Below are 11,714 nucleotides of genomic sequence, written 5' to 3' on the forward strand. Positions count from 1 at the left end.
TGTTTGGTAAGGAATGAACCATGCGTCATCGTAAAAGTGGACGTCACCTGAGCCGCACCAGCTCGCACCGCAAGGCCATGTTCCAAAACATGGCGGTGTCGCTGTTCGAGCACGAGCTGATCAAAACTACACTGCCGAAAGCCAAAGAACTGCGTCGCGTTGCTGAGCCGCTGATCACTCTGGCCAAGACAGACAGCCTGGCTAACCGCCGCCTGGCTTTCGACCGTACTCGTTCGAAAGCTATCGTTGGTAAGCTCTTCAACGACCTGGGCAAGCGTTATGCTACCCGTGAGGGTGGCTACCTGCGCATCCTCAAGTGCGGTTTCCGCGCTGGCGACAACGCCCCTATGGCGTACGTCGAATTGGTTGATCGTGCTACTGCTGGCGAAGCTGTAAGCGCCGAGTAAGACGACAGTCTGTAACGAAGAACCGGGCCTAGTGCCCGGTTTTTTGTACGCGTAACAAAAGCGTTATCCATACAAGCTTTCACGCCTCAGCGGGCTTCACTATGGACGTTGGGACTATTGGTAGAGAATATCTATTGATACCTACAATTTAATGAATTTGTAGGCGTCATGTTGTTGATCAATACTCCTACCAGCCGATTAGCCGGCAGTTCGAAGACCGACCTAGGAAGAAATTGAGCATGAGCCAGACCAAAACGCTTACGACCGCCAGTGGCGCTCCTGTCGCCGATAACCAAAACTCTCGCTCAGCCGGCCCACGCGGTCCGCTGCTGCTCGATGACTTCCACCTGATCGAGAAGCTTGCTCATTTCAACCGTGAGAACATTCCCGAGCGTCGCGTGCACGCCAAGGGGTCAGGTGCTTACGGCACATTCACCGTAACCCGCGATATTACCGAATACACCAGCGCGAAATTGTTCGAGTCGATCGGTAAGCAGACGCCTACCTTCCTGCGTTTCTCTACGGTAGGTGGCGAACGCGGTTCTGCCGATACCGAGCGCGATCCACGCGGTTTCGCGCTGAAGTTCTACACCGAAGAAGGCAACTGGGACATCGTCGGTAACAACACGCCGGTATTTTTCATTCGTGATCCGTTGAAATTCCCGGACTTCATTCACACCCAGAAGCGCCTCCCACAGAGCAATCTGAAAAGCGCGCAAATGATGTGGGACTTCTGGTCGCACTCGCCTGAGGCACTGCACCAAGTCACCATCCTGTTTTCCGATCGCGGGATTCCTGACGGCTACCGCCACATGCACGGCTTCGGTAGCCACACTTACAGCCTGATCAACGCCCGGGGCGAGCGTCACTGGGTGAAGTGGCACTACAAGACCAAGCAGGGGATCAAAAACCTCGCACCGGCCGAAGCCGCGCGTTTGGCGGGCACCGATCCGGATTACGCCCAGCGTGACTTGTTCAACGCCATCGAGCGCGGCGACTTCCCGAAATGGAGTGTGTGCATTCAGGTCATGACCGAAGCTCAGGCCGCCGCTCATTACGAAAACCCGTTTGATGTGACCAAGACCTGGTCGCAAAAAGAGTTTCCATTGATCGAAGTCGGCGAGCTCGAACTCAACCGGAACCCGTTGAATTACTTCGCCGAGGTCGAGCAGGCGGCATTCGGGCCAAGCAACATGGTGCCGGGCGTGGGCCTTTCGCCTGACCGCATGCTGCAAGGCCGTGTATTTGCCTATGCCGATGCACACCGCTACCGCGTAGGCACCAATCACCAGCAATTGCCAGTGAATGCCCCGCGCAGTCCGGTCGATACCTATCAGCGCGACGGTGCGATGGCGTTCGGCAGCAACGGCGGCGCAGCGCCGAACTACGAGCCTAACAGTTATGTTGAAGCACCCAAGCAGGCTCCCCGTTATGCGGAGCCGGCGTTGACCCTCAGTGGTGCGGCGGATCGTTACGATCATCGCGAGGACACCGATTACTACAGCCATGCCGGTGCGCTGTTCCGCTTGATGAGCGATGAGCAGAAAGCCCTGCTGATCAGCAATATCGCTGGTGCGATGGCCGGTGTATCGGCGGATGTTGTCGATCGCCAACTGCAGCATTTCTTCAAGGCAGACGCTGCTTATGGAGACGGTATCGCAAAGGCGTTGGGCGTACAGCTTAACTAAGTCTAAACGAGAAGCAGAACCGCCCTCATTTGGGCGGTTTTTGCGTTATTTAACCTGCTTTTCTCGGATTTTCTTCACTTTTATTGCGATCAGCGAGTGACCTCCAAGTCAGCTTGGTTCAAACTAGGGCCTTTCAAAGCTTGTGGAGATGTAGGGCGATGCAAGGTCACCCAGACGTAATCGATTACCTCAACACGTTGCTGACCGGCGAGCTGGCAGCCCGTGATCAATATTTCATCCACTCGCGGATGTACGAGGATTGGGGTTTTACCGAGCTCTACGAACGTATCAACCACGAGATGGAAGAAGAAGCTCAGCACGCCGATGCATTGATGCGCCGCATCCTCATGCTTGAAGGTACGCCACGCATGCGCCCGGATGACTTGGACATCGGCACCACCGTGCCCGACATGCTCGCTGCTGACCTGCGCCTGGAATACAAAGTCCGCGCAGCGCTGTGCAAGGGCATCGAGCTGTGCGAGCAGCACAATGACTATGTGACCCGCGAGATTCTGCGAGTCCAGCTCAACGATACTGAAGAAGATCACACCTACTGGCTGGAGAAGCAGTTGGGCCTGATCAAGCTGATCGGGTTGGAAAACTACCTGCAATCGCAGTTCTGATTGCAGGAAACGCAGAGCGTCCTGAGCTGTATTCCCACGCAGAGCGTGGGAACGAAAAAGCCCCTGTCATCGTGAGATGGCAGGGGCTTTTTGTTGAACGGGCGAAATCAGTCCCGATCACGTTCCAGCAATGGCTTGAGGTAGTAGCCGGTGTATGACTGCTTCATCTCGGCCACCTGCTCCGGCGTACCCACGGCAATGATCTGACCGCCCTTGGAACCGCCTTCCGGGCCCAGGTCCACCAGCCAGTCAGCAGTCTTGATCACGTCCAGGTTGTGCTCGATTACCACCACGGTGTTGCCGTGGTCGCGAAGGCGATGCAGCACGTCGAGCAACTGTTGGATATCGGCGAAGTGCAGACCTGTGGTCGGCTCGTCGAGGATATACAAAGTCTTGCCGGTATCGCGCTTGGACAACTCGCGTGACAACTTGACCCGCTGCGCTTCACCGCCAGACAAGGTCGTCGCCGACTGCCCGAGCTTGATGTAGGAAAGCCCTACGTCCATCAACGTCTGGAGCTTGCGGGCCAGCGCCGGTACCGCGTCGAAGAACACCCGGGCTTCCTCGATGGTCATTTCCAGGGTTTCGTGGATGTTCTTGCCCTTGTATTTGATCTCCAGGGTCTCGCGGTTGTAGCGCTTGCTCTTGCACACGTCGCACGGGACATAGATGTCGGGCAGGAAATGCATTTCCACCTTGATCAAGCCGTCGCCCTGACAGGCTTCGCAGCGTCCGCCCTTGACGTTGAACGAGAACCGACCAGGGCCATAGCCCCGTGAGCGGGATTCCGGTACCCCGGCGAACAGTTCGCGGATCGGCGTGAACAACCCGGTGTAGGTCGCAGGGTTGGAACGCGGCGTCCGACCGATCGGGCTCTGGTCGATGTCGACAACTTTGTCCAGGTGCTCCAGGCCCTTGATACTGTCGTGAGCGGCAGCTTCAAGCGTGGTGGCGCCGTTCAAGGCTGTGGCGCTGAGAGGAAACAGCGTGTTGTTGATCAGCGTCGACTTGCCGGAGCCGGAGACACCGGTAACGCACGTCAGCAGGCCGATCGGGATTTCCAGGTCGACGTTGCGCAGGTTGTTGCCGCGAGCCCCTTTAAGGGTCAGCGACAGCTTCTTATTGCGCGGGGTGCGCTTGGCCGGCACTTTGATCTTCACCCGGCCCGACAGGTATTTGCCTGTCAGCGAGTCCGGGTGCGCCATGACTTCGGCTGCGGTGCCTTGAGCGACGATATGCCCACCGTGCACGCCGGCGCCTGGGCCGATGTCCACCACGTAATCGGCCAGGCGAATCGCGTCTTCGTCATGCTCGACCACGATTACTGTGTTGCCGATGTCCCGTAGGTGTTTCAGCGTTCCGAGCAACCGGTCATTGTCGCGTTGGTGCAGCCCAATGGACGGTTCGTCGAGGATATACATCACCCCCACCAGGCCCGCGCCGATCTGGCTGGCCAGGCGGATACGCTGGGCTTCGCCGCCGGATAGGGTGTCTGCGCTGCGGTCGAGGGTCAGGTAGTCCAGGCCGACGTTCACCAGGAACTGCAAGCGCTCACGGATTTCCTTGAGGATCTTGTCGGCGATTTCGCCACGGCGGCCAGTGAGCTTAAGGCCGCCGAAGTAAACGGTGGCATCGCCGATTGGCAGGCTGGTCACCGCCGGTAGGGTTTTTTCACCGACCCACACATGTCGTGCTTCCCGGCGCAAACGGGTGCCACGGCAATCCGGGCAGGGCTGGGTACTGAGGAACTTCGCCAGTTCTTCGCGCACGCTGGCCGACTCGGTCTCGCGGTAGCGACGCTCCAGGTTCGGCACGATGCCTTCGAACGGGTGGGAGCGCTTGACGATATCGCCGCGGTCATTCAGGTATTTGAAATCGACGTTCTGCGAGCCGCTGCCGTGCAGGATGGATTTTTGCTGGTCGGCGGGCAGCTCGTTGAACGGTTTGTCCAGGCTGAACTTGTAGTGGGCCGCCAGCGAACCGAGCATCTGAAAGTAATAGACGTTGCGCCTGTCCCAGCCGCGAATCGCCCCCTCGGCCAGGGTCAGCTCGCCGTTGACCAGTCGCTTGGTGTCGAAGAACTGCTTGACCCCCAAGCCGTCGCAGGTCGGGCAGGCGCCGGCCGGGTTGTTGAAGGAGAACAGCTTGGGCTCCAGTTCGCTGATGGCGTGGCCGCAGATCGGGCAGGCGAAGCGTGCGGAGAAGATGATCTCTTCGCCGGGCTCGTCGTCCATCGGGGCTACCAGTGCTATGCCGTCGGCCAGTTTCAGCGCGGTTTCGAAGGACTCCGCCAGGCGCTGTTGCAGGTCGGCCCGGACCTTGAAGCGGTCGACCACGACATCGATCGAATGCTTCTTCTGTTTATCCAGCTTCGGCAGCTCGTCCAGCTCGCACAACTTGCCGTTGACTCGCGCACGAACGAAACCCTGGGCGCGCAGCTCTTCGAAAACCATCAGGTGCTCGCCCTTGCGCTCGCGAATCACCGGTGCGAGCAGCATCAGCTTGCTGCCTTCCGGCTGGGCCAGCACCAGGTCGACCATCTGGCTGACGGTCTGGGCTTCCAGCGGGGCGTCGTGATCTGGGCAGCGCGGAATACCGACTCGCGCATACAGCAAGCGCAGGTAATCGTAGATCTCGGTAATGGTGCCGACCGTCGACCGCGGGTTATGCGAGGTCGACTTCTGTTCGATGGAGATCGCCGGCGACAAGCCTTCGATGGTGTCGACGTCGGGTTTTTCCATCATCGACAGGAACTGCCGGGCATAGGCCGACAGCGATTCGACATAGCGTCGCTGGCCTTCGGCGTACAAGGTGTCGAAGGCCAGGGAAGATTTGCCGGATCCGGACAGGCCGGTGATGACGATCAGTTTGTCCCGTGGCAGGGTCAGGTCGATGTTCTTCAGGTTGTGGGTACGGGCCCCACGAATCAGGATCTTGTCCAAAAGTGGCCTCGCTCGGCGGGCGTCGAAAACGTAGGAGTATACGGGTAAACACTGGATGGATGCACACTATCGCAAGCCCTGCATGAAGACTGCGCGGCAAACGGTCGCCCTATACCCCCTCAATCGATGGGACTGGTAGAATCCCCGCCGGTTCACACGAGGTTTTTCCATGCAAGATCCCCACAGCGAGCGCATGAGTAGCGGCGAGACCCGCGCGGCAAGCGGCCTGGCCCTGGTGTTCGCCTTCCGCATGCTGGGCATGTTCATGGTGTTGCCGGTGCTGGCGACCTATGGGATGGACCTGGCGGGCGCGACCCCGGCCCTCATCGGCTTGGCGATCGGTGCCTACGGCCTGACCCAGGCGATTTTCCAGATTCCGTTCGGGATGATTTCCGACCGTATCGGCCGACGGCCTGTGATTTACCTGGGGCTCATTGTGTTCGCTCTCGGCAGTGTCCTGGCGGCGAATGCGGACTCGATCTGGGGCGTGATTGCCGGACGGATCCTACAAGGAGCGGGTGCTATTTCCGCAGCGGTCATGGCCTTGTTGTCAGACTTGACCCGCGAACAGCATCGGACGAAAGCCATGGCCATGATCGGCATGACGATTGGCCTGTCGTTTGCGGTCGCCATGGTTGTAGGCCCACTGTTGACCCGGGCTTTCGGCCTGTCGGGCCTGTTCCTGGCCACCGGCGCCATGGCCTTGGTCGGCATCCTGATCGTTGCGTTCATCGTGCCGCGCTCCACCGGGCCGTTGCAGCACCGTGAATCCGGCGTGGCTCGCCAGGCGCTACTGCCAACGCTCAAGCACCCGGACCTGCTGCGCCTGGACCTGGGCATCTTCGTGCTCCATGCGATGCTGATGTCGAGTTTCGTGGCGCTGCCGCTGGCATTGGTCGAGAAGGCCGGCCTGCCCAAGGAACAGCACTGGTGGGTCTACCTGACTGCGCTGCTGATTTCATTCTTCGCCATGATCCCTTTCATCATCTATGGCGAGAAGCGACGCAAAATGAAACGAGTTTTGCTCGGCGCCGTCGTGACGCTCATGCTCACTGAGCTATTCTTCTGGCAGTTCGGCGACAGCCTTCGAGCGCTGGTAATCGGCACGGTGGTGTTCTTCACCGCGTTCAATCTGTTGGAAGCGTCGCTGCCGTCGTTGATCAGCAAGGTTTCGCCAGCGGGCGGCAAGGGCACGGCCATGGGGGTTTATTCCACCAGCCAGTTCCTCGGTTCGGCGCTGGGCGGCATCCTCGGCGGCTGGCTGTTCCAGCATGGCGGTTTGTCGGTTGTGTTCCTGGGTTGTGCCGCGCTGGCTGCACTTTGGCTGCTCTTTGCTGTTACCATGCGCGAACCTCCGTATGTGACGAGCCTGCGCTTGCCGTTGTCGCCCGAAGCCATCCGCGAAGCAGGCCTGGCCGAGCGCCTCAGGGCCGTCGTTGGAGTAACCGATGCAGTGGTGGTCGCCGACGAAGCGGCCGTATATATCAAACTGGACACCGAATTATTGGATCGTGCGACGCTCGAGCGCCTGGTGAACAACCCGGCCCCGGCAGCGTGCGAAGCCTAGGAGAACGTTATGGCCCGTGGGGTTAACAAAGTCATATTGGTCGGTACTTGCGGCCAGGATCCAGAAGTTCGCTACCTGCCGAATGGCAACGCCGTGACCAACCTGAGCCTGGCGACCAGCGAACAATGGACCGACAAGCAGACCGGGCAGAAGGTCGAGAAGACCGAATGGCACCGCGTGTCGATGTTCGGCAAGGTGGCTGAGATTGCTGGCGAATACCTGCGCAAGGGTTCGCAGGTGTACATCGAAGGCAAGTTGCAGACCCGCGAGTGGGAAAAAGACGGTATCAAGCGCTACACCACCGAAATCGTCGTCGACATGCAAGGCACCATGCAATTGCTGGGCGGCCGTCCGCAGGGCGACCAACAGCAAGGTGGCAACAACTACCAGCAGTCGGCTCCGGCTCCGCGTCAGCAGGCGCCTCGTCCGCAGTCGGCGCCACAGCCACAACGCGAGCGCCCGGCCGCTCCGCAACAGGCCGCGCCGCAACCGGCTCCGGATTTCGACAGCTTTGATGACGATATTCCGTTCTAATTACTGGCTGATCCTATAGCGCCAGTAGTTTCAAAAAAGCCCCAAGTGCAATTTGCCCTTGGGGCTTTTGTTTGTTGGGCGCATGCCTGGCTCGTGGTTTCAAGAAGCAAAGCGATCCAAGTCACAAATCCAGATCCACGTTTCATACGGCGAGCTCTGGGAGAAAAACCTGGTCATCCTCGTCGTAACCGCTCACACACGCCTAGTCATTTTCGCTTGCTGTTTATGCCTGCGCCTACGCTTGGCTGTCGCTCAGGAATTGCTCGGTACTCACCACGTTTGCATAAGCAAACCCCAGCGCCGACATGAAGGCCGCATGTGCTTGGGCGGCTGGGACGATCACGCCATTGAATTCAAGATCGCGAGTCGCGCACGCGTCATGAATCACCGTGACGCCGTAGCCCAGGTCCGCCGCTGCACGAGCGACGCCATCGATACACATATGGCTCATGCTGCCGACCACGACCAGTTGCTCGATGCCGTGCTGGTCGAGGATGGCTTGCAGTTCGGTTTCGCGAAACGAATTGACGAAATGCTTGAGGACCACCGGTTCGTCCGGGCGGTTGAGCACCTTGGGATGCAACTGCGCGCCTTCGGAGCCGGGCGTGAAGAATGGCGCTTCGTCGGAAGTGAATTCGTGGCGAATGTGCACCACTTGCTTTGCGGCCTGACGAAACGCTTCGATCAACCGAGCGGCGTTATCGGCGGCGGCTTGGACGCCAACCAATGGCCATTTTCCCTGGGGGAAGTAGTCGTTCTGGATATCGACTACGATGAGCGCTTGCTTGGACATGAGGCTTCCTTGATCAGGTGGGGTAGGGCGCCAGTATTGGCGTTTACCGCCGGGCCGAGGATTGGCCGCAACGACAATAAGCGAGGGAAAACTGACAATGGCGCAGCAAACGGCAATCTCCGAGCTTGGGGTACTCATCTATCCCGGCGCGCAAATGGCCGCGGTGCATGGCTTGACCGACCTGTTCGCCGTGGCACAGCGGATCGCGGCCGAGCATGCCGGCGCAGCGTTGCCGCGGTTACGAGTGAGTCATTGGCAGACCGACAACAATGAGGCGCCACGGCGGGTGTTCGACAGCGAGACCGGCCCGGCGGGCCCGTTGCTGGCATTGCTCATCCCGCCATCTATTGCCGGCTTCAACGAAGACTTGGTCTCGCCGACGCTAATGGATTGGCTGCGCACGCTCCATGCCAGCGGCACGGTGCTGGGCGGGGTGTGCATCGGGTCTATCCTGCTGGCCGAAAGCGGCTTGCTGGATGGGCGCAGCGCCACGACCCACTGGACCTCGACGAAGACGTTTGCGGCGCGTTATCCGAAGATCAAGCTCGACGCCGATAAACCCATTGTCGACGACGGCGACCTGATCACCACGGCCGGGCTGATGGCTTGGTCGGAGCTTGGACTGCGCCTGGTCGATCGTCTGCTTGGGCCCAGTATCGCCACGCGCACGGCGCAGTTTCTGGTGATTGAGCACAGCGACAGCGCGAGCCAGTGCGGCAGCAATTTCGCGCCGATCCTCGGGCACGGTGACGGGGCGATCCTCAAGGTCCAGCATTGGCTGCAACGCAGCGGCGCGGTGGACGTTTCCCTTGGCGCGATGGCTGAGCAGGCCGGGCTGGAAGAGCGCACTTTCCTGCGCAGGTTCCGCGCGGCGACCGGGCTCAAGCCCACCGAATACTGCCAGCACCTGCGAGTGGGCAAGGCCCGGGAAATGCTTGAGTTTACCAACGGCACCATCGATCACATTGCCTGGACCGTCGGTTATCAGGATCCGGGCGCCTTTCGATCGACCTTCAAGAAAATCACCGGGCTGGCGCCGAGTGACTACCGTACGAGATTTGGCGTGAGCCCAAAGGGCTGAGCTCATCCTGATGTTGTGCCCTGTGTCGTGCAATTTGCCGGATGCCCACTGGCGGTCGTGCAGAATGAAACAGGCCCTGTGCCACAGGGTCGAACGTTTGTGCCCGTTTCCTTGACCGTTCGTCCCCCAACACGCCGTTGGCCTGATCTCTGCAATCCTTATAGCTACAGCTATTGAGCGCAGTTAAGAAGGACAACGCATGACGTCCATCCATCGCAACAAAATGGTAGTGGCCCATTCAGTCAATCCCCACGCACCGCAGCATGAAGTCGAGACCAATCGGGCGCTGGCCCGCTGGCTGGCGAACATCCTGGGCTTGGAGTACGGCGGCAGTCATGACAGCCGCGAGCATGCAGGACGGGACCTGTATCTGTTGCCCACGCAAACGCTGATCGGTGCCGAGGCCGCATTGCGCCTTGGCATCAAGGGGCCAGAGGACTTGTGGGGCGGCTACGTCGACCATGATTTTATCTGCACCAAGGCGATCGCCCATGGTCTCTTGAATAAGGATGCGGTTGCGCCGAAGGGGTGGTCGCCGCTGTTCGCCAAACTGACCCGTGGCGTGGTGCTCGACGGGGTCAGCGTGTTCTCGCTCAAGGATGCGCGCCCAGCCGCTGAACATTTGCTTTATGCGGGGCCGATTCGCTTCAAGCCGATTCATGCCTGCGCGGGACGCGGTCAACGGGTGATCAGCAGCCTCGCCGAGTTTGATGAAATTGTCGCTGCGCCTGACGCCCAGTCAGTGTTTCGCGACGGTGTGGTGCTTGAGCAGAACCTCAGCGGAGTCAGGACCCAGAGCGTCGGCCAGAGCTTCATCAATGGCAAGGTCATGAGCTATTGCGGGGTGCAACACCTCACCCACGACAATGAAGGACTCGAGGTCTACGGCGGCTCGGACCTGTTGGTGGTGCAGGGTGGCTACATCGAGTTGCTCGGCCTGGAGCTTCCGGACGATGTGCGTGAGGCGGTGCGGCTGGCGCAAGTATTTGATGACGCGGCCAACCAGGCATTTCCGACCTTCTTTGCCTCGCGGCGCAATTACGACATCGCCCAGGGCGTCGACACCGGCGGACAACCACGCGGCGGTGTGCTGGAACAATCCTGGCGCATGGGCGGCGCCAGCAGCGCGGAAGTGGCGGCACTTCAAGTGTTTGTCGAAGACCCTTCGACCCGCGCGGTTCGCGTCTCTTCGGTGGAAACCTACACCGACCAGCCGCTGCCGGCCGGCGCCACTGAAATCTACCGCGGCACGGCGGAAAACAGTGATTTCCTACTCAAATACGTAACGGTTCAACCCTATGACGGCTAGAAGCGAAACGATCCAGATTGCAATAGATGACGAGCACATGAACGGGACCTTCCTGAGCCCAAAATCGAAGGTTCCCGGCGTGTTGTTCGTACACGGTTGGGGCGGCAGCCAAGAGCGTGACCTGGAACGGGCCAAAGGCATCGCCGGCCTGGGCTGCGTGTGCCTGACCTTCGATTTACGCGGGCACACGGGCGGGACCGGAATCCCGCTGTCGCGTGTCACGCGCGAGGACAATCTGCGGGACCTGTTGGCGGCCTACGACCGGCTGCTTGCCCACCCAGCGTTGGACACCTCGGCGATTGCCGTGGTCGGCACCAGTTACGGCGGCTACCTGGCTTCGATACTGACCGCGCTGCGACCGGTGCGCTGGTTGGCCTTGCGGGTGCCGGCGCTGTACCGCGACGAGCAATGGCACACGCCCAAGCGCGACCTGGACAAGGCCGACCTGCTCGATTACCGCAGTACGCTGGTACACGCCGACACCAACCGCGCTTTGCAGGCCTGCTCGCAGTTCACCGGCGACGTGTTATTGGTGGAATCCGAGACCGACGACCACGTGCCCCACGCGACCATCATGAGTTACCGAGCCGCCTGCCAGCAGACTCATTCACTGACTCATAGGATTATCGACGGCGCCGACCATTCCCTGAGTGACCCCATATCACAGCAGGCTTACACCTCGATCCTGGTGGGCTGGATCACGGAAATGGTGGTGGGCGAACGCTTGAGCATCATTCAGGAGCGGTAATTTCCAGCATTAATAAGGCCCG

General features: G+C 59.9%; 10 protein-coding genes. 8 read left to right on the plus strand and 2 right to left on the minus strand.

The window, feature by feature from the left end; translation table 11 throughout:
* The first annotated feature begins 20 nt into the window (after positions 1–20).
* The 3 genes from rplQ (at position 21) to bfr (ending at position 2,718) form a co-directional block, all read left to right on the plus strand.
* Positions 21–407: a 50S ribosomal protein L17 gene (gene rplQ, locus HU762_RS23560; RefSeq protein ID WP_003176402.1), complete on the plus strand. Its 387-nt coding sequence runs from the start codon at positions 21–23 to the stop codon at positions 405–407.
* Between the two features lie 239 nt (positions 408–646).
* Positions 647–2,095, plus strand: coding sequence for a catalase (locus HU762_RS23565; RefSeq protein WP_186641020.1), 1,449 nt, complete (start codon positions 647–649; stop codon positions 2,093–2,095).
* A 158-nt stretch (positions 2,096–2,253) separates the two neighbouring features.
* The gene (gene bfr / locus HU762_RS23570; RefSeq protein ID WP_024778335.1) at positions 2,254–2,718 is read left to right on the plus strand and encodes a bacterioferritin; all 465 of its coding nucleotides are present in this window, start codon (positions 2,254–2,256) and stop codon (positions 2,716–2,718) included.
* A 107-nt stretch (positions 2,719–2,825) separates the two neighbouring features.
* On the opposite strand, the gene uvrA is transcribed toward bfr, so the two are convergent.
* Positions 2,826–5,660 carry an excinuclease ABC subunit UvrA gene (gene uvrA, locus HU762_RS23575; protein WP_186641022.1) on the minus strand — a complete coding sequence of 945 codons (2,835 nt, stop codon included), beginning with the start codon at positions 5,658–5,660 and terminating at the stop codon, positions 2,826–2,828.
* Between the two features lie 169 nt (positions 5,661–5,829).
* Here uvrA and HU762_RS23580 point away from each other — a divergent pair, with 169 nt between their 5' ends.
* Entirely contained in the window at positions 5,830–7,227 is a 1,398-nt protein-coding gene (locus HU762_RS23580; protein WP_186641024.1) for an MFS transporter, read from the plus strand.
* Between the two features lie 9 nt (positions 7,228–7,236).
* Positions 7,237–7,761 (plus strand): single-stranded DNA-binding protein, encoded by a 525-nt coding sequence (locus HU762_RS23585; protein WP_186614519.1) that lies wholly within the window; start codon positions 7,237–7,239, stop codon positions 7,759–7,761.
* 235 nt (positions 7,762–7,996) lie between these two features.
* On the opposite strand, the gene HU762_RS23590 is transcribed toward HU762_RS23585, so the two are convergent.
* On the minus strand, positions 7,997–8,554 hold the full coding sequence (locus tag HU762_RS23590; protein ID WP_186641025.1) for a cysteine hydrolase family protein: 558 nt from the start codon (positions 8,552–8,554) through the stop codon (positions 7,997–7,999).
* A gap of 97 nt (positions 8,555–8,651) precedes the next feature.
* Here HU762_RS23590 and HU762_RS23595 point away from each other — a divergent pair, with 97 nt between their 5' ends.
* The 3 genes from HU762_RS23595 (at position 8,652) to HU762_RS23605 (ending at position 11,692) form a co-directional block, all read left to right on the plus strand.
* Complete coding sequence (locus HU762_RS23595) at positions 8,652–9,635, plus strand: GlxA family transcriptional regulator (RefSeq protein WP_186641027.1); 984 nt, start codon at positions 8,652–8,654, stop codon at positions 9,633–9,635.
* 199 nt (positions 9,636–9,834) lie between these two features.
* Positions 9,835–10,944 carry a DUF3182 family protein gene (locus tag HU762_RS23600; protein ID WP_186641029.1) on the plus strand — a complete coding sequence of 370 codons (1,110 nt, stop codon included), beginning with the start codon at positions 9,835–9,837 and terminating at the stop codon, positions 10,942–10,944.
* Entirely contained in the window at positions 10,934–11,692 is a 759-nt protein-coding gene (locus HU762_RS23605; RefSeq protein ID WP_186641031.1) for an alpha/beta fold hydrolase, read from the plus strand. Before HU762_RS23600 ends, HU762_RS23605 begins: the two co-directional genes overlap by 11 nt.
* The last annotated feature ends 22 nt before the right edge of the window (positions 11,693–11,714 follow it).

Source organism: Pseudomonas sp. SWRI92, assembly GCF_014268685.1.
Taxonomy (GTDB): domain Bacteria; phylum Pseudomonadota; class Gammaproteobacteria; order Pseudomonadales; family Pseudomonadaceae; genus Aquipseudomonas; species Aquipseudomonas marvdashtae.

Coding starts and splice junctions, on each gene's coding strand:
- HU762_RS23595 (WP_186641027.1), top strand. CDS start 8,652: ATGGCGCAGCAAACGGCAATCTCCGAGCTTGGGGTACTCATCTATCCC.
- HU762_RS23585 (WP_186614519.1), top strand. CDS start 7,237: ATGGCCCGTGGGGTTAACAAAGTCATATTGGTCGGTACTTGCGGCCAG.
- HU762_RS23600 (WP_186641029.1), top strand. CDS start 9,835: ATGACGTCCATCCATCGCAACAAAATGGTAGTGGCCCATTCAGTCAAT.
- HU762_RS23605 (WP_186641031.1), top strand. CDS start 10,934: ATGACGGCTAGAAGCGAAACGATCCAGATTGCAATAGATGACGAGCAC.
- HU762_RS23580 (WP_186641024.1), top strand. CDS start 5,830: ATGCAAGATCCCCACAGCGAGCGCATGAGTAGCGGCGAGACCCGCGCG.
- HU762_RS23590 (WP_186641025.1), bottom strand. CDS start 8,554: ATGTCCAAGCAAGCGCTCATCGTAGTCGATATCCAGAACGACTACTTC.
- HU762_RS23565 (WP_186641020.1), top strand. CDS start 647: ATGAGCCAGACCAAAACGCTTACGACCGCCAGTGGCGCTCCTGTCGCC.
- rplQ (WP_003176402.1), top strand. CDS start 21: ATGCGTCATCGTAAAAGTGGACGTCACCTGAGCCGCACCAGCTCGCAC.
- bfr (WP_024778335.1), top strand. CDS start 2,254: ATGCAAGGTCACCCAGACGTAATCGATTACCTCAACACGTTGCTGACC.